The organism is Pseudomonas baetica (assembly GCF_051216495.1).
GTDB lineage: Bacteria > Pseudomonadota > Gammaproteobacteria > Pseudomonadales > Pseudomonadaceae > Aquipseudomonas > Aquipseudomonas baetica_B.
Window position 1 is genome coordinate 1 of record NZ_JBPKAM010000020.1, and the last position, 25,765, is coordinate 25,765.

Sequence of the window (25,765 nt, forward strand, 5' to 3'; positions counted from 1 at the left end):
GGGTACCTGATGCCCCGCGTTGCCCTTGCGTCCATCGCGAGCATGCTCGCTCCTACGGGAAGGGGCACAAGCGATCTATGAGCCCCACCCCTCGCGCACCGCTCGCCGAATCCCCTCCAGCAGCATCGCGAACGCCGGGTTGTCGTTGTTTTCGCGCCAGATCAAGTGCAACTCGCTTTGCACCCCTTCGCCCAGGTCGATATCGCGGAACACCACGTTCTTGAACACCACGCTGGTGGCGCAGCGGGGCACCAGGGCCAGACCCATGGCGGCGTTGACCAAGGCGAGGATGGTCAGGGACGAGCCCAGCCATTGCACGTAGTCCGGGGCGACGCGGGCCGAGCGCAGCATGCCGGTCAGCAGTTCGTTGAACGGCGGGTAGGCGGCGTGTGAGTACATCAGGAACGGCTGGCCATCGAGGTCCTTGACCGATACGGTTTCGCTGCTCGCCAGGGGGTGGGTACTGGGCACTGCGAGCACGAAGGGTTCGCGTACCAGGCATTCGGTGGAATAGCCCGGTTCCAGCAACGGCGCGCGAACGATGCCCAGGTCAATGCGACGGGCGCGCAGGGCTTCGTGTTGCTGGTAGGTGTTCATTTCCGTCAGGTCGATTTTGACGTGGGGCTGTGTCAGTCGCGCCTCGGCAATCACTTTGGGCAGGAACTCGTAGACCGCGCTGCCGACGAAGCTGATATTGACCGAACCGATATCGCCCTCGGCAAAACGCCGGGCGGTCACCGCGGCTTGCTGCGCACGTTCCAGCAGGTTCTGCGCTTCGATGAAGAACGCACGGCCGGCGGCGGTGAGGGCGACGCTGCGGGTGCTGCGGGTGAACAATTCGACGCCCAGATGGTGCTCCAGCAACTGAATCTGCCGGCTGAGCGGCGGCTGGGTCATGTTCAGGCGTTCGGCGGCTCGGCGGAAATTCAGCTCCGTGGCCACGGTGGTGAAGCAGCGCAGTTGAGTCAGTTCGAACATTAATCTAATCCGGGTATCAATCGAATGCCAAGTTAGATTAGACGGGATCAATGCAGGCGTCCATCATCGACCCAGGCCAAAGCAATCCCCAACGCTATCCCCAAAAAAACAATGATCGGGAGTCGCCCCTTGAAAACCCTGCAGAGTCCACCCGACCCGAATGTGCTCGCCCGCGCTGCCGCCAAGGTCAAGCGCCACGTCCTGCCGCTGTTCGTGATCATGTTCATCGTCAACTATATCGACCGGGTCAACATCGGCTTCGTGCGCAGCCACATGGAAACCGACCTGGGCATTGGCGCCGCCGCCTATGGCCTGGGCGCCGGGCTGTTCTTCGTCGGTTACGCGATCTTCGAAGTGCCGTCCAACATGCTGCTGCAACGCTACGGCGCCCGCGCCTGGCTGACCCGCATCATGTTCACCTGGGGCGCTGCCGCGATGGCGATGGCCTTCGTACGCGGTGAAACCAGTTTCTATGTGCTGCGCTTCATCCTCGGCGCCGCCGAAGCGGGCTTCTTCCCCGGCATCATTTACTACTTCACCCAATGGCTGCCTTCGTCCGAGCGCGGCAAGGCGATGGCGATTTTCCTCAGCGGTTCGGCCATTGCCTCGGTGATTTCCGGTCCCGTGTCCGGCGCGCTATTGCACATCAGCGGCTTGAGCCTGCACGGCTGGCAGTGGATGTTCCTGATCGAAGGTTTCGCCTCGATTGTGCTCTGCGGTTTCGTCTGGTTCTGGTTGCAATCACACCCACGGGAAGCGAAGTGGCTGAGCGAGGAAGAAAAGGCCGCGCTGACCGCAGCGATCGATCTCGAGCAGCAAGCCCGTGACGCCACCCGGACGGTCAAGCCGTCGATGTTCAAGTTGCTGGCCGACAAGCAGATCGCGCTGTTCTGTTTCATCTACTTCTCCATCGCCTTGACCATCTACGGTGCCACGTTCTGGCTGCCGAGCATGATCAAGAAAATGGGCAACCTCGGTGATTTCCAGGTCGGCCTGTTCAATTCGATTCCATGGATCATCTCCATCGTCGCGATGTACGGCTTCGCGGCCATGGCCAGCAAGTGGAAATACCAGCAGGCCTGGGTCGCGGTGACCCTGGTGATCGCCTCGTTCGGCATGTTCATGTCCACCACCGGCGGCCCGGTCTTCGCCTTCGTGGCCATCTGTTTCGCGGCCATCGGCTTCAAAGCGGCTTCGGCATTGTTCTGGCCAATCCCGCAAAGCTATCTGGATGCACGGATCGCGGCGGCGGTGATCGCCCTGATCAACTCCATCGGCAACCTCGGCGGCTTCGTCGCCCCGACCACCTTCGGTTTCCTGGAGCAAACCACCGGCTCCATCGAGGGCGGCCTGTATGGCCTGGCGGCCACTTCGCTGCTGGCGGCCATCGTGATCTTCTTCGCCCGCACCTCGCCTCGGGGTTCGCTAGCCGGCCCATCCGTTGAAGGTGCGGCAGGAAAAAAGCCCCTCAGTCATCACGCCCTGAAATCTGATCCAACGGGAGCAGCCTCTTGAAAATCACACGAGTCACCGTCACGCCCATTGCCTTCCGTGACCCGCCCTTGCTCAACGCCAGCGGCATTCACGAGCCCTTCGCGCTGCGGTCGATCATCGAGATCGAGAGCGACAACGGTTACATCGGCCTGGGTGAAAGTTATGGCGATGCCCCGGCGCTGGCGATCCAGCAGCAACTGCAAAGTCAGCTGATCGGCCTTGATCCGTTCAACCTCAACCAACTGCGGGCCATCGTTAAGGCCACGGTGGCGGCGAACAAACCGGCGAGCCTGGCCGGTGCGGAACTGGCACCCGGCTCCCACGCGAGCAAAGCGGTAAGCAATGCCTATTCGGCGTTCGAAGTGGCGTTTCTCGATTTGCAGGCGCACTACCTGAACGTGCCCTTGGTGGACCTGTTGGGCGGGGCGATCCGCGACGAGATTCCGTTCAGCGCCTATCTGTTCTTCAAGTATGCGCAGCACGTCGATTCACCCTACAAGCCCGACAATTGGGGCGAGGCACTGAGCGAGGAACAGATCGTCGCCCAGGCACGACGCATGATCGAGGCCTATGGCTTCAAGAGCATCAAGCTCAAGGCCGGCACCTTGCCGCCGGAGCATGAAGTGTCGTGCATCAAGGCATTGAAAAAGGCGTTCCCGGGTTATCCGCTGCGCATCGATCCGAACGGCAACTGGTCGCTGGAAACCTCGATCCGCATGGCCGAACTGCTGGGCGATGACCTGCAATACTACGAAGACCCGACACCGGGCCTGGAAGGCATGGCCGAGCTGCACAAGCGCACCGGGTTGCCGCTGGCGACGAACATGGTAGTTACCGATTTCGACGAATTGCGCCGCAGCGTGGCGCAGAACAGCGTGCAGATTGTCCTCGCTGACCATCATTACTGGGGCGGCCTGCGCGACACCCAGGTGCTGGCGAAGATGTGCGAAACCTTCGGCCTGGGGGTGTCCATGCATTCGAACTCGCACCTGGGCATCAGCCTGATGGCCATGGCGCACGTTGCCGCTTCGGTGCCGAATCTGGATTACGCCTGCGACACCCATTACCCGTGGCAGGAGCCAGACGAGGAAGTGATCAAGGGCGGCAAGCTGCCGATCGTCGACGGTTGCGTGAAAATCACCCGGGCACCGGGATTGGGCCTGGAACTGGATCATGATCAGTTGGGCAAGCTGCATGACCAGTACCTGACCTGCGGGATTCGCCAGCGTGATGATGTGAAGCAGATGCAGCGGTACAAGGCGGATTGGAAGGCGGTCAAGCCGCGGTTTTGATTGCAGGATTTCAAAGAGCATGTAGCAACCTTGGTCCGGGAAGCGTGGTCGCGCTTGCCCGGACTTTTTTTGTGTCCACTATTTTGCAGGTCTAATCGATACCCTGTGGGAGCGAGCCTGCTCGCGAAGACGATCTCAATGGCGCCGCCAATCTCAATGCTTGACCGCCAGCTCCACCAAATGGTCCTCAACCTCCTGCGGCTTGAGCACCAACACATCGCTCTCCACCGCATCCAGCACCACTTCCGCCGTATTGCCGATCAGCGTCCCTGACAACCCGCTGCGCGCCACGGTGCCGATCACCGTCACTGCCGCCTGCAACTTGTGCACCATGAATGGAATCAAGACATCCGCCGGCCCTTCGGCGATATGCAGGTGTTCATCGTCGATATCGTATTCGGCCTGGAACGCCTTGCACTGGTCGCGATAGCGCGCCTCGATGGTTTCCGTAAGCTGGAAGGTCGGGTCGGCCGATGACAGCATCGGCGACGGATGGGCGCTGATGACGTGCAGATGGGCTTTGGCCAGGCTGGCGATGTCATAGCCGTGATCGATGATGGTGTTGTGCAGGTGGCGGTGTTCCGGGTCCGTATTCCCGACATCGATGGCTGCCAGAATCACCTTGTCCTTCCACGAGCCTGCGGTTTTCACCAGCAGCACCGGTGTCGGGCAATGGCGCAATAACTTCCAGTCGGCCGGGGTCAACAGGGCCTTTTTCAGCGCGCTGTCGGGGAAATGCTGCTTGACCACCAGGCCACAGCCCTCGGCCTGCTGCACATCGACGATGGTTTCGTGCTGGCTCTTGTTCCACGCCTGCTCGGTGGTGACGCTATAGCCATCTTCCGTTAATGCGGCCTTGAGCACGCTCAGCATCGCGCTGTGATCATGCTTGGGGTCGCACACCAGCAGATGCAAATGCGCCTGGGTCACGCCGGCTATCAGTTTGGCCCGTTTGAGCGCCAGGCTTTCCGAGTGTTCGGGTTCAATGACCACCAGAATGCTGCGTATGGCTTGCATGATCGGGATCTCCTGAAAATGAAAAAGCGTGGCGTTGCACAACTATAGTTGCTGCCCGTCGGGCCAGGTACTGATACATATCAACGGTCGGCGGCTGGTGGTCTGCCGGCAGGCCGGTATAATCGCCGCCTTTCGATTTGAACCCCTTATCCCGTGGGCCCCATGATCCTTCCCGAAATTCACGAATTCCTTGGCTGTCGCACCCCCGATGCGTGGGTCCAGGCCGCGCTGGCCGATCAGGAAACCCTGCTGATCGACCACAAGAACTGCGAATTCAAGGCCGCCAGCACCGCGCTGAGCCTGATTGCTAAATATCATTCCCATGTCGACCTGATCAACATGATGTCTCGGCTGGCCCGGGAAGAGTTGGTGCACCACGAACAGGTCATGCGCTTGATGAAAAAGCGCAAGGTCGAGCTGCGCCAGTTGTCCGCCGGGCGTTACGCCTCGGGGCTACGCAAAGTGGTGCGCAGTCACGAACCGGTGAAACTGGTGGATACCCTGGTGGTCGGCGCCTTCATCGAAGCCCGCAGTTGCGAGCGATTCGAAGCGCTGGTACCGCATCTTGACGAAGAGTTGGGTAAATTCTACTTTGGCCTGCTCAAAAGCGAGGCCCGGCACTTTCAGGGTTATCTGAAGCTGGCCTACCAGTATGGGGACGCCAAGGACATTGCCCAGGTGATCGACAAGGTGCGTGCTGCCGAGCAGGCGCTTATTGAGTCGCCGGATGTGGAGTTTCGCTTTCACAGTGGCGTGCCGGTGAAAGTGTCTATTAGCTGAACCCACGAATTGAAAACCATCAGCCTTCATCGGGCTGATGGGGTCAACTAGCTCGGAATGTCTTCAAGGCAGCGCGAGCAAGTCTGTTCGAACTTTCGAGTAGCGGTTGCTTAAGTCCTTGTTTCTGCTGCATAACGTCAACGGAAGTTGTTCGGCTTTAAAGAATACCGCTTCAAACGTTTTGATGTAGTCATTGATATTGACATTGCTGCAATCTGTATCTTTTTCAGGGCTTGCGTAATACAAAGTTCCGAAATGTGTAGGAACCAGATATCGCCATTTGACCTTGTAATTCCAGTCTGCGTTCAGGGTGATAGTTGGCTCCGGCATGGCGACAGGGTTTCTTTCGATAAGTTGTACAGGTGTGATCCATGCATCGTTCATCATCGCGGCGTCAGGTCGCTGTTCGGAGGAGTCGACACCTACGACGCAAAGGTAATGCATGCCGGGATTTCTGCTTATCGGGGTGTCAATGATTGCATCCGTTGCATCGACAGTACCGCTGTAGTGACGGGGAGAGTGGCATTCGATGGCGTCCCGTACGCTCTTGTACCTGTAGTAGGGGGTACTGATTGAAAACTGTGCATTCACAACGGGGTCAGGGCTACTTGCATCTTTAGGCATGGCCACGTATTGGGTTGGCCAATATTTTACATCGGTCACCTGGAAGGCGTTTTGGGCAGTGCAGGTATTTGAGATATCGGAGAACAGTCCTTCGCTGAAGCAATTTGACAACTTGTCGATGGGGTGAGAGTAGTGAGTGTCGACTGACCATGCGGCTTGACCATTCCTCACTTCACATGGCGCGTTCAAGAAGCATTTTTCTTCGATGGTCGCGCCATAAGTGCTTGTCGTTAAAATGCCCAAAATATGCCCGCTTTTACGGTCGATGACGGGGCTGCCGGAAGATCCAGGCCGGATTTCCTTACAACGATTTTTCAAGGTTCCGTGAAAAACGTTGAAGCCTTCAACCAAGGTGGCTGCTGTCGGTTCCTGAGTGCAGGCCGCCATGCGCAGGCCTGATTCCGGCAACCTTTCGGGAGCACCAATGACCAGTACATCGGTGGCATTTTCCGCCCACTCGGAGGCCAGCCGCAGAGGGGTAATACCCTCTTCGAGCAGTGTGGAAAGTGCAACATCCAGCTCCATGATCGCCAGGTCAGTATGGTTGTAGTCTTTCCAGGCTATTTTCTTGATGGTGTAGCTTTTGTAAGTGTCTGAAGTATCGTTGTAGTAATTGAATTTTATAGTTTCCTTAACAGGAGTTTCACTCAGTGGTCCGGCCGTGCCGCGTATGCAATGTGCGGCTGTCAGCAAGTAAGCAGGACCTGTGGCCTTGTTATTTTTGTCGCGTGTATCCAGCAAGCTTGCGGTACAGGCAGGTGTGTTATCCCAGAAAATTTTCCCGATGCCATTCCAGTGGGCATAGTGGTTGTTGCGGTTTTTTAATAGTACCGAGTCGGCTTCGTTGGTTAATCCCTCGCCGAGATCTGTTGCAAAGATATTTGCTGATAAAAGTAAAGTTCCTGTCAGCAAGCAAGATGCTATTACTTGTTTTTTGCGCATAACCATTCCTTGGTTTCGTTTGAGTAATGTCGCGAGTTGAATAGGTGCTTTGTATTATTAAGTTTGACGGTAAAAGTTTTATCCGGTGCGAGCAAGTTGTCAGCTGGCTGTTGCCAGTTTTAAGAGTTTCAATGTATTTAAAGTAACGTGCGCTGAGGGAAGGACACGATGCAGTGGCACAGAGCGATTAAAGGCATGAAAGTTCGCGCAACAAAAGGCTAGCGACTCAACCCCAGACGATCATGCCATTCGGCGATGGACTCTTCGGGATAGTCGTCGAACTGTTTGTCGCCAGGCTGTACTTCGGCTTCTACCCACGGAGCTTTTGACCCAAGCAGCAAATGCGTGTGCTGGGGAGGTACCGGAAGTGGCGTATCGATAGCCGACGCAAACGGATGGATCAGTTCCGGCCATTCGGGGCTGAACAGCCACAGACCCGAACCGCACACCGAACAGAAATGCCGTTCGGCGCTGCTGCGGTGTGCACGTCTCTCGCCTTCGCCCTTGAGTAGCGCATGGTAGATCGCGATGTTCCTGCGCCCGCGCACTTTCAGGCTGTCGGCGTCACCGGCAATATTGATCGCATAACCGCCGCCGCCCTGGGTCTTGCGGCAAATAGAGCAATAGCAGCGTTGATAAGGGTAGGGATGGGCGCTGGTCAGGCTGAATGACACCGCGCCGCAATGGCAGGAGCCTTCGAGGTGCATGGGGGATCTCCAGTGACTGAAGTGATCCGCTTTAGCCTAGAAGATTTGAGTCGGGAGTGCCGACGCTTTCGCGAGCAGGCTCGCTCCCACAATTGCTTAGAAGGTGTTCAAACGTCGTCCAGCGACAGGAGATCGGGGTGGGTGGCCCTGTAGCCGAGCGTCCTGTCGATCCAGGCATTCAACTCGTTGACCATCACCGGCGGCTTGCCTGGATAGCCTTCAAGTGTCGAACTCAGAAGGTTGTCGATATTGGGGACGGATCCCAGGTTGCGGGTCTGTATGTATTGCCCGATAAATGAGTCCAGTAGGTAGTGTTCAGTCTTTGTGAGATAGACACGCGCCAGACTCACGACTTGATTATTTGTAAAATCGTCGCGCAATTTGATTCTCTGCAAGGCTTGTAGTTTTCGGGATTTCCTTAGTTGCTGACTCTTTGGTCAACTGGTTGTACCACTGGAAATTCGGCGCGAATGCTAGCCGTACTCATTGCAAATGTATGTACGGCCCAAGGATTGTCGGACCAGCGGTTCATTCACAAAATATATGAAGTTACATAAGTGTTAATTGATTGAAACAGACGTTGTAACAGTGACAGGCATCGTCTTGTTATATATGCCTGTTCTCCTGTCGATATTGACAGTTCATCTGATTTTTCTAATCAATTCCGCGCCTTGGTTTCTGGCGTTGTTAAGCGCTTTGTCGACCTTGAACCACTCAAACGCATCACTGTCTTCGCCCTGCAAAAGTACCATTTGCTCAGCCCGCTCCTTGGGGGTGGCCGGGTCCAGCCATTCCCGCGCCAGTTCTACGGGCAACACCACGGGTCGACGGTCGTGGATGTCCACCATGCCGCCCGCACTGTCGGCAGTGAGGATGACGAAACCGTCATCGTCCCGGGGCATGGCGCTGCCGATGGCAAATTGTCCGATCGCCGCAACGTAAACCGGTCCCCGGTCGCGTCGGCGGATGAGCCAGGGTTGCCGTGTGCCATCACCGGCATCGGTCCATTCGAACCAGTTGTCGATCGGGCAAATCGCGCGGTGCGGCCAGATCGCTCGGAAGAACGGACCGTGGGCGACTTTCTCGACCCGCGCATTGATCGGCGCTGCGCGGTCCGTCGCCCAGTGCGGTCGCCAGCTCCAGCGCTGCCAATCGGCGTGCAGGCCGTCGTCCTCCAGATGCAACAGCGCCAGTTGCGTGGTGGGCGCGGCGTTGTAGTGGGCCAAGGGCTGATCGCCGACGTGATTGATCAACGCGTCGGGAATACTCAGCACCGCCACGAAATCGTGGATGCCCCGGTATTGCGACAGGCGTCCGCACATGACCGAATCCTCCGGTGGGTGTTTTCAGCATAGTCGTTTCAAGGCCAGGGTTGCCTCAGATCACATGCGCCCGCTGCAACTCGGTCAACGACAAGGCCTTGAGTTGCGCCAGCAGCGGGTCGCGGCGATCCCGCGGATGCGCCAGTGGCACCGCCAGTTCCTGGCGAATACGGCTGGGTCGATTGTCCATCACCAGCACCCGATCGCTGAGGTACAGCGCTTCATCGACATCGTGGGTCACCAGCAGCAGTGCGATGGCATGACGCTCGGCCAGTTGCAGCAGCAAATCCTGAAGCTTCATGCGGGTGAAGGCGTCCACCGCGCTGAACGGCTCATCGAGCAACAGCACCTGCGGCCGCGAGTAGAGCCCACGAGCGATGGCCACCCGTTGTGCCATGCCGCCGGACAGGGCCTTGGGCAAGGCCTGGGCGAAACCGCCGAGACCGACTTCCTCGATCAACTGCGTGACCCAGGCTTTGTCGTAGTGGCTGTCGGCGCTGAAGCCGATGTTTTGTTCCACCGTCAGCCACGGCATCAGGCGCGGCTCCTGGAACACGAAGGCGACTTCACCAACGCGGCTGTGCAACGTGCCCTGATAGTCCTTTTCCAGCCCGGCGACGATCCGCAGCAAGGTGCTTTTGCCGCAGCCGCTAGGGCCAAGCAGGCTGACGGTTTCCCGGGGCTGCAACTGCAAGTGGATGTTGTTGAGGACCGTGGCGGCGTCGAAGGTTTTGCGCTCGACGTGGATGTCCAGCAGGTGTTCGGTCATGGCTCAATCCCCTACGTGGTGGCCGTTGAAGGTGTCGCGCCAGGCCAGGAAACGTTTTTCCAGGTAGGCGAGCAAGCCATCGCTGAGTTTGCCCAGCAATGCCAAGACGATGATGGCGGCCAGCACGATGTCCGGGCGCGAGGTTTCGCGTCCGTCACTGAGCAGATAACCCAGGCCCTTGGTCGCGGCGATCAATTCGGCGGCTACCAGAAACATCCAGGCCAGGCTCATGCCGCTGCGCAAGCCGGTGAACAGGCCGGGCAGGGCGGCGGGCAGCAAAATTCTTCGCACCAGGCGAGGGCGGCTGAACCCATACATCTGCCCGACCTCCACCAGTTTGCGGTCGATGTTGCGGATCGCCGCGACGCCGTTGAGGTACACCGGGAAGAATGCGCCAATGGCGATCAGGACGATTTTCGAGGTTTCGTCGATGCCCAGCCATAGCAACAACAGCGGCACCCAGGCCAGGCTCGGAATCGAACGCAGGCCGGCGAAGGTGGGTTCCAGCCAGGCTTCGGCTTCACGACTCAAACCGACCCACGCGGCAAACAGCAGGGCCAGGCTGGCGCCGATGGCAAAACCCAGCAGCACCCGCAACAGGCTGGCGCTGATGTGTTTCCACAGCGCGCCATCGGCGAGGTCGCGCAGGGTCAGGGCGATTTCGCTGGGGGCCGGCATTTGGTAGGGCGGCAGCCAGCCGATGCGCACGACGAATTCCAGCACCAGGAGAATCAGCACCGGCAGGGCCAGGCCCTTGAGGCGCAAGCGCCAGGCTTTGTTCAGCTGACGCGGTGCGGGTAATGCCAGGTGCGCGGGGAGGGGTTTGCTTTTGCTGGTCATGGATTTTTTCCAGTCACGATGCAAGCGAAGATCAAAAGATCGCAGCCTGCGGCAGCGCCTACACAGGTTTTGCGTTTCCCTGTAGGTGCTGCCGCAGGCTGCGATCTTTGGCTTTATTGACGCGCCACGGCTTCCTTGAAACCGGTGTCGATCAATTGATCGACTACTTGGTCAACGTTCACGCCGCGCTTAACCAGCTCCTCGGAAACCAGAATCGGCGCGGCGGCCTTGGAGGCAATCACATCCTGACTGGTCAATTGCGGATTGCTCAGGTCGGTGCGCGACAGTTGCAGCCTGGCAACGTCAAGCGGCAGACCGGATTCGGTGGCCAGCAGCTTCGCCAGTTCTTCCGGGTTTTTTACCGCCCATTCCCGGGCCTGTTCGTAGGCTTTGAGGACGGTGTCGATGGTCTGCGGATGTTCCTTGGCAAAGGTGTCGGTGACGCTGACCACGCCATAACTGTTGAAACCGGTGTTGCGATACAGCAAGCGCGAGCCGGCCTGGACCTGGCTGGCGGCCATGTGTGGATCGAGACCGGCCCAGGCGTCGACGTCACCTTTTTCCAATGCAGTGCGGCCGTCCGGGTGCTGCAAGTGCACCAGTTCCACATCATCCTTGCTCAGGCCCGCCTGTTGCAGGCTGCGCAGGGTGAAGAGGTACGGGTCGGTGCCCTTGGTAGCGGCGATTTTCTTGCCCTTGAGGTCGGCTACGGTTTTGAGCGGTGAATCCTTGCGCACCACCAGCGCGGTCCATTCGGCGCGGCTGTAGACGTAAACCGATTTGATCGGGCTGCCGTTGGCGCGGCTGAGTACCGCCGCGAGGCTAGCGGACGAGGCGAAATCGACACCGCCGCTGTTGAGGTATTCCAGTGAACGGTTGCTGCCCTGACTCAGCACCCAGCCGACCTTGGTCTGTGGCAGGGCCTTTTCCAGAAAACCGAAATGCTTGAGTACCAGGCTGACCGGCGAGTAATAGGCGTAATCCAGATGGACTTCGGCTGGCGGCGCTTCGGCAGCCTGGGCCATGGGTTGCAGGCTCAGCGCCAGCGCGCAGGCGCCCAGCAGTGACCTGAAAAAGGGAAAACGCGCGGTGGGTTTCATGGGATAGCTCCGGGCAAGGCGGCGAGATTCTTATGTCCAAAAAATTTATCTAGATGGCTGCATCCTGCATAAACGGAATATTGCAGGCTCTGTGCCATGTCCGGTTTTTCAGGACTTTACTGCGTTTAGCGGGCAGTGGGGTGTATGGGAGTAGGCAGTCTGTTGGGTCGCTGTTGCTGGGCCAACAGTGCAGGTGGCGAGTGATTAGCTTATGCAAAAATCGAATTTAAATATCGATTTGTAAGAGCGTTATGGTCTATCGCAATCACCTCTCAAGGAGCCCCCGATGAACCTGTCCCGATTCGTGCGCGGTCTGTTGACCAGCGCCCTGTTTGCCGCGCCACTGGCCTACGCCGCGGAGCCTGTCGTCCTGCACGTCGGCGACCAGAATTACTACAACATTCGCGCGTCGGTGGAAGCCTCGGGTGTACTCAAGGACGCGCCGTACACCGTCGACTGGAAGCACTTCCAGGCCGCCGCGCCTTTGGCGGAAGCGTTGAATACTGGCGCACTGGACCTGGGTTTTCTCGGCGATTCCGGATTCCTGTTCCTCGCTGCCAAACAGGCGCCGGTCAAGTTGATCGGCGTGTCGCGACAGAACCCGGACACCATCGCCTTGCTGGTGCCCAAGGACTCACCGGTGAAAACCATCGCCGATCTCAAGGGCAAGAAAGTCGCCTACTGGCCGGGTGCCTGGAGCCAGCAACTGACTCTGCGCGCCTTGGAAAAAGCCGACTTGCCGGAAGACTACGTCGACTTCATCAAGCTGATGCCGATCGATGCCGCTGCCGCGTTGCCACAGGGCAGCATCGACGCGTTCCCGGTCTGGGAACCCTACATTTCCCAGCAGATCCTGTTTTCCGGCGCGCGGCCGATCCTCACTGCCAAGAACCTGATGCCCGGTTTGAGCGCCATCGCCGCCTCGACGCCGTCGATCGACAGCAAGCGCGAAGCCATCGCCGACTTCCTCGGGCGTCTGAAAAAGGCCCGGGCCTGGGTCGATGACAACACCGACGAATACGCCGACTTGTGGGCGAAGAAAGCCAACCTCGACCAGAACGTCTCCCGTCATTGGCTGCGCCAGGCGCACATGACCGTTGGCCCGGTGGACGCGCAGGCGGCGAAGGATTTGCAGAGCACCGCGGACTTTCTGTTCAAGGTCAAGGCACTGCCGGCCGAACTGGCCACCGCGCCGATCATCGACGGCTCGTTCCAGCAGGCGCTGGCGAAGTAAGCGCAGCCCGCACGCGAGCGTCGGAACCAAACACTGTCTACCCTGATCCAACCCCGGCCCGCAGCGATTCGCGGGCCGACGAAGGATGAACGGGCGAAGGATTTTTGCCGTTTGAAGTGTTGACCTTAACGGTCCGGACCAAGGCAAAACATGAAACAGTGGGTCAAGGTTCTATCGGCGTTTGCCATGGCAGTCAGCCTGCTGGGCTGTATCGCGGCGCCCATCGAAATGACGCCGCAGACCGAACAGCGTCTGCAGGCACAACCACCGATCCGCTTCCTGCTGACCTTCGATGACGGCCCCAGCGCCTCGAGTTTCTGGAACCCCACCGAAACCGTGCTCGATAGCCTGGCGCGCAACCCGTTGCAAACCGACATCAAAGCCGTGTTCTTCGTGCAGACCCGCGCTTCGCGAGCCGGCGGCAGTGAAATCGGCCGCGCCATCATGCACCGCGAGCGGGATGCCGGGCATATTCTGGGTTTCCACACGGCAACCCCGTCGCACACCAACCATCGCTCCCTCGACCCGCAGGAACTCGAAGAGGCACTGACCAACGGCAGCGCCGACATCGCAGCCATCACCGGTGCGCCACCAACCCTGTTGCGCCCGCCATTCTGGAATTACGACAAACGCACCTTCGCGGCTTATCAGCAACACGGCCTGCATGTGCTACTGACGGATCTGAGCGCCAATGACGGCAAGATCTGGGGCTTCAATGCCAGTCCGAGGCGGCGGGCGCACTTCCTGCGTTCGATGTCCGAAGTGCGCGAGCGCATCGCCCTGGGCGAACTGCCGGTGGTGGAGGGTGTGATTCCGGTGGTGGTGACTTTCCACGACCTCAATCGCTACACCGCCCGGCATACCCGCGAGTATTTGCAAATTCTCCTCGACAGCGCCCGTGCGACCGGGGTGAACGTGGCGAATCAACCGTTCTACGACGACACCGCCGCGCTGCAACGGGCAGCGATGGCGCGTACCGTGCGCGACAGTTCACAACCGGTGAAACTGCCGGGGTTCTGGAATTGGATCTGGGGTGGCAACTCCCATTGATGAAATCCGCACCCTGTAGGAGCGAGCTCGCTCGCGAAAAATCCGAGGGCGCCGCTGGGTATCTGGTTTTACGCGTTATCGTTCACAACCATCGCGAGCGAGCTCGCTCCTACAGAGGGCTGGGCTGTAACTCGTCAATCATCCGCAAACAATGGTTCAGCCCCGGCGAAACATCGCCCACCCGCCGACTGAGGATGATTGGCGACGTCGCGTTGTCTTCCAGCAGCGGGGTGAAGCCGATGTCGTCGCGGTGCAGCAGCTGCACCGAGGCGGGCACCAACGTGACGCCGATTCCGGCTCCCACCAAACCGATTGCCGTTTGCAGCTCGTTGGTCCACTGCGCCACGTGGATGCTCACGCCGTAGGATTCGAATAGGGCGATCACGTGGTCGGCGTAACTGGGGCGTGGGTTGCCGGGGTAGAGCACAAAGGCTTCCCTGGCCAGGTCGCGCAGGCTGATGGGGCCAGCCAGCAATGGGTGACCGGCGGGCAGGGCGGCGACCAGGCGGTCTTCGGTCAGCACGGTTTGAATAATGGCCGGGTCGTCGATGCGGATACGGCCGAAGCCGATGTCGATACGTCCGGCCTTGAGCGCCTGCACCTGTTGCAGGGTGGTCATTTCCGACAGCCCCAGTTCCAGCTCCAGCGGTTCGCCGCTGCGCAGGCGGCGGATCAGTTCCGGCAGCACGCCGTACAGCGTCGACGGCGCAAAACCAATGCCCAGCCAGGTCTTCTCGCCCAAACCGATCCGTCGTGTGTTGTCGCAGACCTTGTTCAGTTGTTCGAGCAGCGCAGTGGAGTGTTCATGGAAAAACCGCCCGGCATCGGTCAGCTTCAGCGGCCGCCCGCGCTCCAGCAACATCACCCCCAGTTCGTCTTCCAGTTGCTGGATCTGCCGGCTCAGGGGCGGTTGGGCGATGTGCAGCAATTCGGCGGCGCGGGTGAAGTTGAGGGTTTGAGCCAAAACCTGGAAATACCGCAGGTGACGCAGTTCCATGGAGCCTCCGAACGTCAATCAGTTGCATACCTTTAAGGTATCAAGTCAGACCAATTCTATATTGGCGTCACGAAAAAAGCCGTACGAGAATCGACCCCAGAACTCCAAGAACCTGATGGGTATCGAAATGCTTGCAACTGCCATTGAGTCGATCGAGACGATCATCGTCGATCTGCCAACCATCCGCCCGCACAAGCTGGCGATGCACACCATGCAGAACCAGACCCTGGTGATCATCCGCGTGCGTTGCGCCGATGGCATCGAAGGCATTGGCGAATCCACCACCATCGGTGGCCTGGCGTATGGCAACGAAAGCCCCGACAGCATCAAGACCAATATCGACACGCACTTCGCGCCGCTGTTGATCGGCCAGGACGGCAGCAACGTCAACGCGGCGATGTTGCGCCTGGAGCGCAGCATCCGCGGCAATACCTTCGCCAAGTCCGGTATCGAAACCGCGCTGCTCGACGCCCAGGGCAAGCGCCTTGGTGTGCCGGTCAGCGAGCTGCTGGGCGGTCGGGTTCGCGATGCACTGCCCGTGGCCTGGACCCTGGCCAGCGGCGACACCGAAAAGGACATCGCCGAAGCGGAAAAAATGCTCGACCTGCGTCGCCACCGCATCTTCAAGCTGAAAATCGGTGCCGGTGAGGTCAACCGCGACCTGGCCCACGTGATCGCGATCAAGAAAGCCCTGGGCGACCGCGCCAGCGTGCGGGTCGACGTCAACCAGGCCTGGGATGAAGCTGTCGCGCTGCGCGCCTGCCGGATCCTCGGCACCAATGGCATCGACCTGATCGAACAGCCGATTTCGCGCAACAACCGCGCCGGCATGGTGCGCCTTAATGCCATGAGTCCGGCGCCGATCATGGCTGACGAGTCCATCGAGTGCGTGGAAGATGCATTCAACCTGGCCCGTGATGGCGCGGCGTCGGTGTTCGCCCTGAAGATCGCCAAGAACGGTGGCCCGCGCGCCGTGCTGCGCACCGCCTCCATTGCCGAAGCGGCCGGTATAGCCCTGTACGGCGGCACCATGCTCGAAGGTGGCCTGGGCACCATGGCTTCGGCCCATGCCTTTGTCACCCTGAACAAACTGGCCTGGGACACCGAGTTGTTCGGCCCGCTGCTGCTGACCGAAGACATTCTCAGCGAACCGCTGGTTTACAAGGATTTCGAGCTGCATGTGCCGAAAACCCCGGGTCTGGGCCTGAGCCTGGACGAAGAGCGCCTGGCGTTCTTCCGTCGCGACAAAACATCCACCGCCATTCATCAAGCCTGAGGAGAGCATTATGCTGTTCCACGTAAAGATGACCGTGAATTTGCCGGTCGACATGAACCCCGAGCGCGCCGCGCAGCTCAAGGCCGACGAAAAAGCCCTGGCGCAACGCCTGCAGGATCAGGGCAAGTGGCGTCACCTGTGGCGTATCGCCGGCCAGTACGCCAACTACAGCGTGTTCGATGTCGACAGCGTCCAGGAACTGCACGATTTGCTCATGCAATTGCCGCTGTATCCGTACATGGCGATCGAAGTCACCGCGATGTGCCGGCATCCTTCGTCCATTCGCGAGGATGACCGCTGAACCCAGCCTGTTCAGTTCGCTATGCCAATAATTACAAGATGAGGAACCGATAAAATGAACGTCAAGATTTCCCACACTGCCGAAGTCCAGAAATTTCTCGAAGAGGCCAGCGGCCTGCTCAATGACCAGGGCAATCCGCGCACCAAGGCCCTGATCTACCGCATCCTGCGTGATTCGGTGAACATCATCGAAGACCTGGCCGTGACCCCGGAAGAGTTCTGGAAAGCCGTCAACTACCTCAACGTGCTGGGTGCGCGCCAGGAAGCCGGGTTGATCGTGGCCGGTCTGGGCCTGGAGCATTACCTTGACCTGCTGATGGACGCCGAAGACGAGCAGGCCGGTAAAACCGGCGGCACGCCACGCACCATCGAAGGCCCGCTGTACGTGGCCGGCGCGCCGCTGTCCGAAGGCGAAGCGCGTCTGGATGATGGCCAGGACCCGGGTGTGACCCTGTTCATGCAGGGCCGCGTATTCAACACCGCTGGCGAACCCCTGGCTGGCGCCGTGGTGGATGTGTGGCACGCCAACACTGGCGGCACCTACTCGTATTTCGATACCACGCAATCGGAATTCAACCTTCGTCGTCGTATCGTCACCGACGCCGAAGGCCGCTACCGTTTCCGCAGCATCGTGCCGTCGGGCTACGGCTGCCCACCGGACGGTCCGACCCAGCAATTGCTCGATCAACTGGGCCGTCACGGCCAGCGCCCGGCGCACGTGCACTTCTTCATCTCCGCACCGGATCATCGCCACCTGACCACCCAGATCAACCTGGATGGCGACCAGTACCTGCACGACGATTTCGCCTACGCCACCCGCGACGAGCTGATCGCCAAGATCACCTTCAGCGAAGACCAGGCCCGTGCAGCGGCTTATGGTGTCAGCGGTCGCTTTGCCGAGATCGAGTTCGACTTCACTCTGCAGTCGTCGGCGCAGCCTGAAGAGCAGCAGCGTCACGAGCGGGTGCGTGCGCTGGAGGATTGATTTCTTCTGTCTGCGGAACCTTTGTGGGAGCGAGCCTGCTCGCGAAGAGGGAATCAGCCTCAACATCAACGTTGACTGATACACCGCTTTCGCGAGCAGGCTCGCTCCCACAGGGGCCTGAACGTTCCGCAGGTCAGGCCGCCGACACACCGCTGTACTTACTGCTTTAGAATGCGTCGATGCACACCATAACAACAACGAGAGTGACCCGATGATGCAAGCGCAACTGTTGAGTCAGCGCAGCACGGTATTCGACCATGCCGATCCGTACGCAGTGTCGGGTTACGTCAATCAGCACGTCGGTAACCATTGCATCCTGATGCCCCGGGCCGGGCATCCCTTGGCCAGTCTCAACCATCGCAAGTTCGCCAGTCTCGACCTGTGCCGTATCAGCTACGGCGGCAGTGTTCGGGTCACCTCCGGCGCGCTGGAGACCATCTATCACCTGCAGGTGCTGCTGCGCGGCAATTGCCTGTGGCGCGGTCACGGCCAGGAACATTACTTCGCCCCTGGCGAATTACTGCTGATCAACCCCGACGATCCGGTCGACCTGACTTATTCCGACGATTGCGAAAAATTTATCCTCAAGGTCCCCACGACCTTGCTGGAATCCGTCTGCAACGAACAGCGCTGGCGCTATCCGGGGCAGGGCGTGCGGTTTGTGGAGAACCGTTATCAGCTCAATGAGCTGGAGGGTTTCGTCAACCTGCTGGCCATGATTTGCCAGGAGGCCGAGGCCACCGAGCAGATCCCCAGGGTGCAGGAGCACTACGCGCAGATCATCGTCAGCAAGATGCTCAGCCTGATGAAGACCAACGTCAGCCGCCTCGAACTCGGCTCGCAGACCGCCACCTTCGAAGCCATCGCCGATTACATTGCCAGGAACCTCAAGCAGGACATCGACAGCGAAGAACTGGCGCGCCAGGCGCACATGAGCGTGCGTTCGTTGTATGGCCTGTTCGAACGTAACGCCGACACCACGCCGAAAAACTACATTCGCCAGAAACGCCTGGAGCGGATCAACGCCTGCCTGAGCGATCCGACCTGCAACGTGCGCAACGTCACTGAAGTGGCCCTGGATTACGGCTTCCTGCATTTGGGGCGGTTTTCCGACAGCTATCGCAAGCAGTTCGGTGAATTGCCGTCCGACACCCTCAAACGCCGGCATTGAAGCCGTCACATTGATTTTCTGCTCTGACCTCTTCGCGAGCCTGCTCGCGAAGCGGTCGGTGCAGTCAACATTGTTGGCGCCGGACACAGCGCCACCTCCCTGCACAAAACGGATAAAGGTCTGCACCCCGCGGATAGTCCGCCCCATTGCCCCGTCCTAGCATGAGCCTTGCCTGAACAATAACAATGGAGGCGGCGGCCATGACCCTGCGACCCGAATACCTTCACTCCCTGCTTGAAGACGACCCTGCCCAAGGCATCTATCGCTGCAAGCGCGAGATGTTCACCGATCCACGCCTGTTCGACCTTGAGATGAAACACATCTTCGAAGGCAACTGGCTGTATCTGGCTCACGAAAGCCAGATCCCCAACATCAACGATTTCTACACCACCACCATGGGGCGCCAGTCGATCTTCATCGCGCGCAACAAGGAGGGTGTGCTCAACGCCTTCATCAACGCCTGCAGCCACCGCGGCGCGACCCTGTGCCGGCACAAGTCCGGCAACAAGAGTTCCTACACCTGCCCGTTCCACGGCTGGACCTTCAACAACTCCGGGAAGCTGCTCAAGGTGAAGGATCCGGCCAACGCCGGCTATCCGTCGAGCTTCAACTGCGAAGGCTCCCACGACCTGACCCGCGTGGCGCGTTTCGAGTCCTATCGCGGCTTCCTGTTCGGCAGCCTCAACGCCGATGTGCTGCCACTGGTGGAGCATCTGGGTGAGTCGGCAAAGATCATCGACATGATCGTCGACCAATCCCCCGATGGCCTGGAAGTGCTGCGCGGTTCTTCCAGCTACATCTACGAAGGCAACTGGAAACTCACCGCCGAAAACGGTGCCGACGGTTATCACGTCAGCTCCGTGCACTGGAACTACGCCGCCACCCAGAACCAACGCAAGCAGCGTGAGGCGGGCGACGAAAACCCGACCATGAGCGCCGGCAGCTGGGCCAAGCAGGGCGGTGGTTTCTACTCGTTCGACAAAGGCCACATGTTGCTCTGGACCCGTTGGGCCAACCCCGAAGACCGTCCGCTGTACGAACGTCGCGATGAGCTGGCCCAGGACTTCGGCAAGGCGCGCGCCGACTGGATGATCGAGAACTCGCGCAACCTGTGCCTGTACCCGAACGTGTACCTGATGGACCAGTTCAGCTCGCAGATTCGTATCGCCCGGCCGATCTCGGTCGATCGCACCGAAATCACCATCTACTGCATCGCTCCCAAGGGTGAAAGCGACCACGCGCGTTCCAGCCGTATCCGCCAGTACGAAGATTTCTTCAACGTCAGCGGCATGGCCACCCCGGATGACCTGGAAGAGTTCCGCTCCTGCCAGACCAGCTACCAGGGCAGCGTCACCACCTGGAACGACATGTCCCGTGGTGCCGAGCACTGGATCGAAGGCGCCGACGATGCGGCGAAGGAAATCGACCTGCACCCGCTGCTCAGCGGCGTGCGCACCGAGGATGAAGGCCTGTTCGTGCTGCAACACAAATACTGGCAGCAGACCATGCTCAAGGCCCTGGACGCAGAGCAATCGAAGTTGATCGCCGTGGAGGACGTGCAATGACCGTTTCCTTTGATACCGTGCGCGACTTCCTCTACCGCGAAGCGCGTTACCTGGATGATCGCCAGTGGGACGAGTGGCTGGAGCTGTACGCTCCCGACGCAACATTCTGGATGCCGTCCTGGGACGACAACGACGAGTTGACCGAAGACCCGCAGCGCGAAATTTCGTTGATCTGGTACGGCAACCGCACGGGCCTGGAAGACCGCATCTTCCGCATCAAGACCGAGCGTTCCAGCGCCAGCGTTCCGGACACGCGCACCTCCCACAACATCAGCAACATCGAACTGCTGGAGCAGGCCGACGGACTGTGCAAGGTGCGCTTCAACTGGCACACCCTGAGCTTTCGCTACAAGACCGTCGACAGCTACTTCGGCAGCAGTTTCTACACCCTCGACGTGCGCGGTGAAAACCCGTTGATCAAGGCCAAGAAAGTGATCCTGAAGAACGACTACGTTCGCCAGGTCATCGATGTATACCACTTGTGAGGCAGCCGTCATGACCCATTCCATCGCGTTCAACTTCGAAGACGGCGTCACCCGGTTCATCGACGCCAATGCTGGCGAAACCGTGGCCGATGCCGCGTATCGCCAGGGCATCAACATTCCGCTGGACTGCCGCGACGGCGCCTGCGGCACCTGCAAGTGCTTTGCCGAGGCCGGTCAGTACGATTTGGGCGAGGAGTACATCGAGGATGCCCTCAGCCCCGAGGAGGCAGAAAAGGGTTTTGTCCTGACCTGCCAGATGCGCGCCAAGAGCGACTGCGTGGTGCGCGTGCCCACTTCCTCTGAGGTCTGCCGCACCCGTCAGGCCAGCTACGACGCGACCATCAGCGCCGTGCGCCAGCTGTCCGACAGCACCATCGCGCTGTCGATCAAGGGCGAGTCCTTGAGCAAGCTGGCGTTCCTGCCGGGGCAGTATGTGAACCTGGGCATTCCTGGCAGCGAGCAAACCCGCGCCTATTCGTTCAGCTCGTTGCAGCGCGATGGCGAAGTGAGTTTCCTGATTCGCAACGTGCCGGGCGGCTTGATGAGCAGCTTCCTCACCGGCATGGCCAAGGCGGGCGACAGCATGAGCCTGGCGGGGCCCCTGGGCAGTTTTTATCTGCGTGATATCCGTCGTCCGCTGTTGCTGCTGGCCGGTGGCACCGGACTGGCGCCGTTCACCGCAATGCTGGAAAAAATCGCCGAGCAGGGCAGTGATCATCCGCTGCATTTGATCTACGGCGTGACCAACGATTTTGACCTGGTGGAAATGGATCGCCTGGCGGCCTTCGCCGCTCGCATCCCCAACTTCACGTACAGCGCCTGCGTGGCCAGCCCCGACAGCCAGCACCCGCTCAAGGGGTACGTGACCCAGCACATCGAGCCCAAACATCTGAACGATGGCGACGTCGATGTCTACCTGTGCGGCCCTCCGCCGATGGTAGAGGCGGTCAGTAAGTACATTGGCGAGCAAGGCATCAAGCCTGCGAATTTCTACTACGAAAAGTTTGCCGCCAGCGCGGCGTGACCTGTTCAAGCAAAGATCCAATGTGGGAGCGAGCCTGCTCGCGAAGAGGGCATCAGCCTCAACATCTTTATTGACTGATACACCGCTTTCGCGAGCAGGCTCGCTCTCACAGTTGATATAGCGCCTGACATTAAGAGGTACACATGAACAGATTTCACGAAAAAATCGCGCTGATCACCGGGGCCGCCCAAGGCATCGGACGACGCGTGGCCGAGCGCATGGCGGCTGAAGGGGCGAAGCTGATTCTGGTGGATCGCTCCGAGCTGGTTTTCGAGGTACAGCAGCAACTGGGGCAGAGCAGCCAGGTGCTTGCGCTGACCGCCGATCTGGAGCAGTACGAGGAATGCAGCCGGGTGATGCAAACCGCTGTCGAGCGCTTCGGGCGCCTCGACGTGCTGATCAATAACGTCGGCGGCACGATCTGGGCCAAGCCGTTCGAGCATTACGAAGCGTCGCAAATCGAAGCCGAAGTCCGTCGCTCGCTATTTCCGACCCTGTGGTGCTGCCATGCAGCGTTGCCCTTCATGCTGGAGCAAGGCAGTGGGGCGATCGTCAATGTCTCGTCCATCGCCACCCGCAGTATCAACCGGGTGCCCTATGGCGCGGCGAAGGGCGGAGTAAATGCACTGACGGCGTGCCTGGCGTTCGAAACCGCCGGACGCGGTGTGCGGGTCAATGCCACGGCGCCCGGCGGCACCGAAGCGCCGCCTCGGGTGATTCCGCGCAACAGTGCCGAGCAGAGTGCGCAGGAAAAAGTCTGGTATCAGCAGATCGTCGACCAGACCCTCGACAGCAGTTTGATGAAACGCTACGGCACGCTGGATGAGCAGGCAGGCGCTATTCTGTTTCTGGCCAGCGACGAGGCTTCCTATATCACCGGTATGGTCATGCCCGTGGGCGGCGGCGATCAGGGCTGACACGACGGGTCAGTCACCCCGTCCGGGCTAATCGGTGAAAGCGTAGAAATTACAGGCGACGCTGAAAGGCCCTGACGATCTTGAGCGTGGTATCGCTGACGCTCAGGTTTTGCACCGCATCCAGCGGAAACCAAATGCAATCGAAGATTTCATTTTGGGGCCGAGCTTGATCCAGATTGATCACCGAGGCCTCGTAGACGTGATGACGGGTGCTGGTTGTATCCAGTTCCATCAGGTACAGCATGTCATCGGCGTCGAGACCGGTTTCCTCCTGCAGTTCGCGCACGGCGGCGCCCGCCGCGGTTTCGCCGGGCTCGACCTTGCCGCCGGGCAAGGTCCAGCGGCACCTCGGTTTGCGTACCAGGAGTATGTGCCGGTGCTGCTCGCAAATGACGGTTGCGCGTACTTTCATGGGTGACCTGATAGCGTTTTGTCATCATATTGTAACAAAAGTGCAATATTCGAGCCGGACCCGATTTTCCGGGGTATGCCTGTTTGGAGCGATTACAGCGCCCGAAAGTGCAATCCCATGCCGAAATCCTGAAACGACGTCTGGTCGGCCTTTTGGCGCAGGGCGGGTGTAAGGTAGGCAGCGTTAGCCTTGGAAATCATTGCCGAGAAGGAGGTGACCATGAGTGTTCCGATGCTGAACAAGATGCATATGAACGGTTATGACGTACTCAGCGTGAACAATGGCCCGTGGCGGGTCTGCACCAAAGGTGATCGCCTGGGATCATTTGGCAGCCGGGAAGAAGCACTGGCGTTTGCGGCGTCTCTTCCAGGCTTTAAGTCACGGTCGAGCAGGCAGGCGCGCAGTCAGTGACCCAGCCAATTGTAGGAGCGAGCTTGCTCGCGATGTGCTTAAGAGCGCCGCGTGCACTCAGAAAACATGCGTCATCGTTAACGACCATCGCGAGCAAGCTCGCTCCTACAAAAAAGCTAATAGCCGCCACCACCACCGCTGGGGCGGGCCTCACGGGCCTTTTTCTGGGTATTGCTCCATTCGGCACAGGTCATGAAGCTGGTGTGGTCGACCTTGCCCCGGCTGTCGAAGCTGACGTTGAACGGTTGCTGATGACCTGGCTGGGTCAGCTTGTAATCGAAGCAGGTGCCGGGTTCGACGGTGCGGTCGGTTATCGCGGATGGAGGGCCGCCTATTTGCTGGACCTGCTCCTTGCTCATGCCGGTCTCGACCTTGGCGACCAATGGCTGGTCCCGATAGATTTGCGAGTTGCTGTTGCAGCCTGACAACAGCGCGAGCAGGGTGGCGAGCGTAACCAGAGATTTGTTCATCGCAGCGTGTCCGCTATTGAGCCTTGTTACGGGTGATGATCCTGGCCTTCACTTCCTCGGCATAACCCGACAACCGTTCTTCGTCGCCCTGGAACAAATCGCACAGCCTTTGCGCGGCTAGCGCGTCGGCATCGTTGCCGGCTTCACGCAACTGTTGCGCGATTCGCAAAAGCTCGACCGCCGACCAGCGCAAATCCGACGCCAGCCCGATCAGGTCGCGCCGAAGTTCTTGTTCCGATTCGTTAAGCCACATGATGACCTCCTGCAACTTTGCGCTACAAAATTTTAGACCCATTTTCGAGGCGAGGGGATGTGTTCGTCCGGTCTTGGGCCGCTTCCTTTGGTCGGGAAATTTGCGCGATCTGAAAAATCTGCTGTCGTAGTGACATACCGATTTATCGGCAGGGGCGGGGGTCGTTGAAAATGTCGACAACCGATGATTGGCGACAGGCTACATTTTATTTTTCAGGAATAAGGGCGTTTCATGCAGAGTCGGGTGTTGATGGGGGGAGTGGTTTTGGCGTTGCTGGCGGGCTGTTCGTTGCCGGCGTCACTGGTACCGGGCGAGCCGAATGTCAGCAAGTACAGTGAAAAACCACCCAAGGAACTGGCCGCGTGCGTGCTGCCGGCGTGGCAAAAAGAAGTGTCCGGCACAACGCAAACCTCGATTTCCAACGGCTATCGGATCACCGCACCCAGCATCATCACGGCTGACGAAATTCTGGACATCGTGAAGTCGAAGGAGGGCAGTCGGGCGTCGCTGTACCAGGGGCCACCCTGGGCCAAGTCCGGGGCAATGCGCCAGGCCGTGCGTGACTGCATATAGTCTTCAGTCGGAGACCTCGGTGACCTGGATGAGCTGATCGTCGCTTGTCTGGGTGCTCGTGGTGCCTTTCTTCTCCCGGCGATCGTTCAGCCAGTTGTCCACCTGGGCGTTGAACTGCGCCGGGGCCTTGCGTCCGACCCTTCGGGCGATGTCCAGGATGGTCTGCTGGGCCAGGGCTTCTTCCATGCGCTTTTGCGCCGTCAGCATCGCGCCATGGATCGAGCAGCGTCCATCCAGCGCCCAGTCCGGCGCTTCGCCGTCAAACAGCGCACAACGACCGCGAATTTCCCGGCACTCGAAAATAGCCTTGCGCCCGTCGATGGCGTTGACGATATCCAGCAAGGTGATTTCGTCGGCCGGTCGGGCCAACTTGAATCCCCCACGCACACCCTCGGTGGCCACCACCAGTTTGGCCTTGGCCAGTTTGGTGAAAATTTTCGCCAGATAGTCCAGAGGTACGCCTTGCAGCTCGGCAAGGTCGCGCACGCTGGCTTCGCGGGTGTCGCCGCAATTGCCTACCAGGTAGGCCAGGCAGTGAAGGCCGTATTCGACGCCGGCGCTGTAAAGAGCCATTTCAATCTCCGACTAATGTTGTCGCAAATAATATCAGCTGACGGTGGCGCGGACAACGAGGGCGGCTGTCTTTTCGCTTTTCGAAAGAGTCCAGGTTTTCAAAGGGTTGATGCTGGTTTATGGGTGTATCGATTTGATCGATGGCAATCATTTGAAAAAATCCGTTGCGATTACTAACTACGATCAATATAGTCGCCGTTGTCA

30 protein-coding genes are annotated in these 25,765 nt (G+C 59.3%); 15 read left to right on the plus strand and 15 right to left on the minus strand.

Annotation, left to right across the window (positions count from 1 at the left end; genetic code table 11):
- Window positions 1-75 precede the first annotated feature (75 nt).
- Window positions 76-978, minus strand: a complete 903-nt coding sequence (locus ACSFE6_RS09945; protein WP_435427434.1) for a LysR substrate-binding domain-containing protein — start codon at window positions 976-978, stop codon at window positions 76-78.
- A 129-nt stretch (window positions 979-1,107) separates the two neighbouring features.
- On the opposite strand from ACSFE6_RS09945, the gene ACSFE6_RS09950 reads away from it, so the two are divergent.
- Entirely contained in the window at window positions 1,108-2,493 is a 1,386-nt protein-coding gene (locus tag ACSFE6_RS09950; RefSeq protein ID WP_435427435.1) for an MFS transporter, read from the plus strand.
- Complete coding sequence (locus ACSFE6_RS09955; RefSeq protein WP_435427436.1) at window positions 2,490-3,764, plus strand: glucarate dehydratase family protein; 1,275 nt, start codon at window positions 2,490-2,492, stop codon at window positions 3,762-3,764. The genes ACSFE6_RS09950 and ACSFE6_RS09955 overlap by 4 nt, the downstream gene beginning before the upstream one ends.
- 153 nt (window positions 3,765-3,917) lie before the next feature.
- Here the strand turns inward: ACSFE6_RS09955 and ACSFE6_RS09960 are convergent, their stop codons facing one another.
- Entirely contained in the window at window positions 3,918-4,781 is an 864-nt protein-coding gene (locus ACSFE6_RS09960; RefSeq protein WP_435427437.1) for a universal stress protein, read from the minus strand.
- A gap of 162 nt (window positions 4,782-4,943) precedes the next feature.
- On the opposite strand from ACSFE6_RS09960, the gene ACSFE6_RS09965 reads away from it, so the two are divergent.
- A complete protein-coding gene (locus ACSFE6_RS09965; protein WP_435427438.1) occupies window positions 4,944-5,561 on the plus strand; it encodes a tRNA-(ms[2]io[6]A)-hydroxylase in 618 nt (205 codons plus the stop codon).
- A gap of 63 nt (window positions 5,562-5,624) precedes the next feature.
- Here ACSFE6_RS09965 and ACSFE6_RS09970 read toward each other — a convergent pair whose 3' ends face one another.
- The 7 genes from ACSFE6_RS09970 to ACSFE6_RS10000 form a co-directional block, all read right to left on the minus strand.
- The gene (locus ACSFE6_RS09970; protein ID WP_435427439.1) at window positions 5,625-7,127 is read right to left on the minus strand and encodes a trypsin-like serine peptidase; all 1,503 of its coding nucleotides are present in this window, start codon (window positions 7,125-7,127) and stop codon (window positions 5,625-5,627) included.
- Window positions 7,128-7,345: 218 nt separating this feature from the next.
- Window positions 7,346-7,834: a GFA family protein gene (locus tag ACSFE6_RS09975; protein WP_435427440.1), complete on the minus strand. Its 489-nt coding sequence runs from the start codon at window positions 7,832-7,834 to the stop codon at window positions 7,346-7,348.
- A 107-nt stretch (window positions 7,835-7,941) separates the two neighbouring features.
- On the minus strand, window positions 7,942-8,214 hold the full coding sequence (locus tag ACSFE6_RS09980; RefSeq protein ID WP_435427441.1) for a hypothetical protein: 273 nt from the start codon (window positions 8,212-8,214) through the stop codon (window positions 7,942-7,944).
- A 261-nt stretch (window positions 8,215-8,475) separates the two neighbouring features.
- Window positions 8,476-9,156, minus strand: a complete 681-nt coding sequence (locus tag ACSFE6_RS09985; protein ID WP_435427442.1) for an SOS response-associated peptidase — start codon at window positions 9,154-9,156, stop codon at window positions 8,476-8,478.
- A 55-nt stretch (window positions 9,157-9,211) separates the two neighbouring features.
- The gene (locus ACSFE6_RS09990; RefSeq protein ID WP_435427443.1) at window positions 9,212-9,925 is read right to left on the minus strand and encodes an ABC transporter ATP-binding protein; all 714 of its coding nucleotides are present in this window, start codon (window positions 9,923-9,925) and stop codon (window positions 9,212-9,214) included.
- Between the two features lie 3 nt (window positions 9,926-9,928).
- Entirely contained in the window at window positions 9,929-10,765 is an 837-nt protein-coding gene (locus ACSFE6_RS09995) for an ABC transporter permease (RefSeq protein ID WP_435427444.1), read from the minus strand.
- Window positions 10,766-10,878: 113 nt separating this feature from the next.
- Window positions 10,879-11,865 carry an aliphatic sulfonate ABC transporter substrate-binding protein gene (locus ACSFE6_RS10000; RefSeq protein WP_435427445.1) on the minus strand — a complete coding sequence of 329 codons (987 nt, stop codon included), beginning with the start codon at window positions 11,863-11,865 and terminating at the stop codon, window positions 10,879-10,881.
- A gap of 286 nt (window positions 11,866-12,151) precedes the next feature.
- Here ACSFE6_RS10000 and ACSFE6_RS10005 point away from each other — a divergent pair, with 286 nt between their 5' ends.
- Window positions 12,152-13,099 (plus strand): ABC transporter substrate-binding protein, encoded by a 948-nt coding sequence (locus ACSFE6_RS10005; RefSeq protein ID WP_435427446.1) that lies wholly within the window; start codon window positions 12,152-12,154, stop codon window positions 13,097-13,099.
- A gap of 150 nt (window positions 13,100-13,249) precedes the next feature.
- On the plus strand, window positions 13,250-14,149 hold the full coding sequence (locus ACSFE6_RS10010; RefSeq protein ID WP_435427447.1) for a polysaccharide deacetylase family protein: 900 nt from the start codon (window positions 13,250-13,252) through the stop codon (window positions 14,147-14,149).
- A 109-nt stretch (window positions 14,150-14,258) separates the two neighbouring features.
- Here ACSFE6_RS10010 and ACSFE6_RS10015 read toward each other — a convergent pair whose 3' ends face one another.
- Window positions 14,259-15,146 (minus strand): LysR family transcriptional regulator, encoded by an 888-nt coding sequence (locus ACSFE6_RS10015; RefSeq protein WP_435427448.1) that lies wholly within the window; start codon window positions 15,144-15,146, stop codon window positions 14,259-14,261.
- Between the two features lie 127 nt (window positions 15,147-15,273).
- On the opposite strand from ACSFE6_RS10015, the gene ACSFE6_RS10020 reads away from it, so the two are divergent.
- The 8 genes from ACSFE6_RS10020 to ACSFE6_RS10055 all read left to right on the plus strand — a co-directional run bounded on the left by ACSFE6_RS10020 (window position 15,274) and on the right by ACSFE6_RS10055 (window position 22,869).
- Window positions 15,274-16,422, plus strand: a complete 1,149-nt coding sequence (locus ACSFE6_RS10020; RefSeq protein ID WP_433740209.1) for a muconate cycloisomerase family protein — start codon at window positions 15,274-15,276, stop codon at window positions 16,420-16,422.
- A 10-nt stretch (window positions 16,423-16,432) separates the two neighbouring features.
- Window positions 16,433-16,723, plus strand: coding sequence for a muconolactone Delta-isomerase (gene catC, locus ACSFE6_RS10025; protein WP_175392068.1), 291 nt, complete (start codon window positions 16,433-16,435; stop codon window positions 16,721-16,723).
- Window positions 16,724-16,777: 54 nt separating this feature from the next.
- Window positions 16,778-17,707 carry a catechol 1,2-dioxygenase gene (gene catA, locus ACSFE6_RS10030; RefSeq protein ID WP_435427449.1) on the plus strand — a complete coding sequence of 310 codons (930 nt, stop codon included), beginning with the start codon at window positions 16,778-16,780 and terminating at the stop codon, window positions 17,705-17,707.
- A 211-nt stretch (window positions 17,708-17,918) separates the two neighbouring features.
- Window positions 17,919-18,878, plus strand: a complete 960-nt coding sequence (locus tag ACSFE6_RS10035) for an AraC family transcriptional regulator (RefSeq protein WP_435427450.1) — start codon at window positions 17,919-17,921, stop codon at window positions 18,876-18,878.
- Between the two features lie 200 nt (window positions 18,879-19,078).
- On the plus strand, window positions 19,079-20,443 hold the full coding sequence (gene benA / locus ACSFE6_RS10040; protein WP_435427451.1) for a benzoate 1,2-dioxygenase large subunit: 1,365 nt from the start codon (window positions 19,079-19,081) through the stop codon (window positions 20,441-20,443).
- Entirely contained in the window at window positions 20,440-20,928 is a 489-nt protein-coding gene (gene benB / locus ACSFE6_RS10045) for a benzoate 1,2-dioxygenase small subunit (protein ID WP_435427452.1), read from the plus strand. The genes benA and benB overlap by 4 nt, the downstream gene beginning before the upstream one ends.
- 10 nt (window positions 20,929-20,938) lie before the next feature.
- Window positions 20,939-21,952 (plus strand): benzoate 1,2-dioxygenase electron transfer component BenC, encoded by a 1,014-nt coding sequence (benC, locus tag ACSFE6_RS10050; RefSeq protein WP_435427453.1) that lies wholly within the window; start codon window positions 20,939-20,941, stop codon window positions 21,950-21,952.
- 143 nt (window positions 21,953-22,095) lie between these two features.
- Window positions 22,096-22,869 carry a 1,6-dihydroxycyclohexa-2,4-diene-1-carboxylate dehydrogenase gene (locus tag ACSFE6_RS10055; protein WP_435427454.1) on the plus strand — a complete coding sequence of 258 codons (774 nt, stop codon included), beginning with the start codon at window positions 22,096-22,098 and terminating at the stop codon, window positions 22,867-22,869.
- 49 nt (window positions 22,870-22,918) lie between these two features.
- Here the strand turns inward: ACSFE6_RS10055 and ACSFE6_RS10060 are convergent, their stop codons facing one another.
- On the minus strand, window positions 22,919-23,281 hold the full coding sequence (locus ACSFE6_RS10060; protein WP_435427455.1) for an NUDIX hydrolase: 363 nt from the start codon (window positions 23,279-23,281) through the stop codon (window positions 22,919-22,921).
- A gap of 92 nt (window positions 23,282-23,373) precedes the next feature.
- Window positions 23,374-23,502, minus strand: coding sequence for a hypothetical protein (locus ACSFE6_RS10065; protein WP_435427456.1), 129 nt, complete (start codon window positions 23,500-23,502; stop codon window positions 23,374-23,376).
- Between ACSFE6_RS10065 and ACSFE6_RS10070 the strand changes: the two genes are divergently transcribed.
- The gene (locus ACSFE6_RS10070; protein WP_435427457.1) at window positions 23,501-23,692 is read left to right on the plus strand and encodes an SPOR domain-containing protein; all 192 of its coding nucleotides are present in this window, start codon (window positions 23,501-23,503) and stop codon (window positions 23,690-23,692) included. The two genes, ACSFE6_RS10065 and ACSFE6_RS10070, sit on opposite strands and share 2 nt — an antisense overlap.
- Before the next feature lie 116 nt (window positions 23,693-23,808).
- Here the strand turns inward: ACSFE6_RS10070 and osmE are convergent, their stop codons facing one another.
- Window positions 23,809-24,162: an osmotically-inducible lipoprotein OsmE gene (gene osmE / locus ACSFE6_RS10075; RefSeq protein ID WP_435427458.1), complete on the minus strand. Its 354-nt coding sequence runs from the start codon at window positions 24,160-24,162 to the stop codon at window positions 23,809-23,811.
- Between the two features lie 13 nt (window positions 24,163-24,175).
- Window positions 24,176-24,415, minus strand: a complete 240-nt coding sequence (locus ACSFE6_RS10080) for a hypothetical protein (RefSeq protein WP_435427459.1) — start codon at window positions 24,413-24,415, stop codon at window positions 24,176-24,178.
- Window positions 24,416-24,646: 231 nt separating this feature from the next.
- Between ACSFE6_RS10080 and ACSFE6_RS10085 the strand changes: the two genes are divergently transcribed.
- Window positions 24,647-24,988, plus strand: coding sequence for a hypothetical protein (locus ACSFE6_RS10085; protein WP_435427460.1), 342 nt, complete (start codon window positions 24,647-24,649; stop codon window positions 24,986-24,988).
- Window positions 24,989-24,991: 3 nt separating this feature from the next.
- Here the strand turns inward: ACSFE6_RS10085 and ACSFE6_RS10090 are convergent, their stop codons facing one another.
- Window positions 24,992-25,561 carry an RrF2 family transcriptional regulator gene (locus tag ACSFE6_RS10090; protein WP_435427461.1) on the minus strand — a complete coding sequence of 190 codons (570 nt, stop codon included), beginning with the start codon at window positions 25,559-25,561 and terminating at the stop codon, window positions 24,992-24,994.
- Between the last annotated feature and the right edge of the window lie 204 nt (window positions 25,562-25,765).

Coding starts and splice junctions, on each gene's coding strand:
- ACSFE6_RS10015 (WP_435427448.1), bottom strand. CDS start 15,146: ATGGAACTGCGTCACCTGCGGTATTTCCAGGTTTTGGCTCAAACCCTC.
- ACSFE6_RS09990 (WP_435427443.1), bottom strand. CDS start 9,925: ATGACCGAACACCTGCTGGACATCCACGTCGAGCGCAAAACCTTCGAC.
- ACSFE6_RS10080 (WP_435427459.1), bottom strand. CDS start 24,415: ATGTGGCTTAACGAATCGGAACAAGAACTTCGGCGCGACCTGATCGGG.
- ACSFE6_RS09970 (WP_435427439.1), bottom strand. CDS start 7,127: ATGCGCAAAAAACAAGTAATAGCATCTTGCTTGCTGACAGGAACTTTA.
- benC (WP_435427453.1), top strand. CDS start 20,939: ATGACCCATTCCATCGCGTTCAACTTCGAAGACGGCGTCACCCGGTTC.
- ACSFE6_RS10055 (WP_435427454.1), top strand. CDS start 22,096: ATGAACAGATTTCACGAAAAAATCGCGCTGATCACCGGGGCCGCCCAA.
- ACSFE6_RS10065 (WP_435427456.1), bottom strand. CDS start 23,502: ATGGTCACCTCCTTCTCGGCAATGATTTCCAAGGCTAACGCTGCCTAC.
- ACSFE6_RS10035 (WP_435427450.1), top strand. CDS start 17,919: ATGATGCAAGCGCAACTGTTGAGTCAGCGCAGCACGGTATTCGACCAT.
- ACSFE6_RS10085 (WP_435427460.1), top strand. CDS start 24,647: ATGCAGAGTCGGGTGTTGATGGGGGGAGTGGTTTTGGCGTTGCTGGCG.
- catA (WP_435427449.1), top strand. CDS start 16,778: ATGAACGTCAAGATTTCCCACACTGCCGAAGTCCAGAAATTTCTCGAA.
- benA (WP_435427451.1), top strand. CDS start 19,079: ATGACCCTGCGACCCGAATACCTTCACTCCCTGCTTGAAGACGACCCT.
- ACSFE6_RS09965 (WP_435427438.1), top strand. CDS start 4,944: ATGATCCTTCCCGAAATTCACGAATTCCTTGGCTGTCGCACCCCCGAT.
- ACSFE6_RS09995 (WP_435427444.1), bottom strand. CDS start 10,765: ATGACCAGCAAAAGCAAACCCCTCCCCGCGCACCTGGCATTACCCGCA.
- ACSFE6_RS09985 (WP_435427442.1), bottom strand. CDS start 9,156: ATGTGCGGACGCCTGTCGCAATACCGGGGCATCCACGATTTCGTGGCG.
- ACSFE6_RS10020 (WP_433740209.1), top strand. CDS start 15,274: ATGCTTGCAACTGCCATTGAGTCGATCGAGACGATCATCGTCGATCTG.
- osmE (WP_435427458.1), bottom strand. CDS start 24,162: ATGAACAAATCTCTGGTTACGCTCGCCACCCTGCTCGCGCTGTTGTCA.
- ACSFE6_RS10010 (WP_435427447.1), top strand. CDS start 13,250: ATGAAACAGTGGGTCAAGGTTCTATCGGCGTTTGCCATGGCAGTCAGC.
- ACSFE6_RS09960 (WP_435427437.1), bottom strand. CDS start 4,781: ATGCAAGCCATACGCAGCATTCTGGTGGTCATTGAACCCGAACACTCG.
- ACSFE6_RS09945 (WP_435427434.1), bottom strand. CDS start 978: ATGTTCGAACTGACTCAACTGCGCTGCTTCACCACCGTGGCCACGGAG.
- ACSFE6_RS10060 (WP_435427455.1), bottom strand. CDS start 23,281: ATGAAAGTACGCGCAACCGTCATTTGCGAGCAGCACCGGCACATACTC.
- ACSFE6_RS10005 (WP_435427446.1), top strand. CDS start 12,152: ATGAACCTGTCCCGATTCGTGCGCGGTCTGTTGACCAGCGCCCTGTTT.
- catC (WP_175392068.1), top strand. CDS start 16,433: ATGCTGTTCCACGTAAAGATGACCGTGAATTTGCCGGTCGACATGAAC.
- ACSFE6_RS10090 (WP_435427461.1), bottom strand. CDS start 25,561: ATGGCTCTTTACAGCGCCGGCGTCGAATACGGCCTTCACTGCCTGGCC.
- benB (WP_435427452.1), top strand. CDS start 20,440: ATGACCGTTTCCTTTGATACCGTGCGCGACTTCCTCTACCGCGAAGCG.
- ACSFE6_RS09975 (WP_435427440.1), bottom strand. CDS start 7,834: ATGCACCTCGAAGGCTCCTGCCATTGCGGCGCGGTGTCATTCAGCCTG.
- ACSFE6_RS10000 (WP_435427445.1), bottom strand. CDS start 11,865: ATGAAACCCACCGCGCGTTTTCCCTTTTTCAGGTCACTGCTGGGCGCC.
- ACSFE6_RS10070 (WP_435427457.1), top strand. CDS start 23,501: ATGAGTGTTCCGATGCTGAACAAGATGCATATGAACGGTTATGACGTA.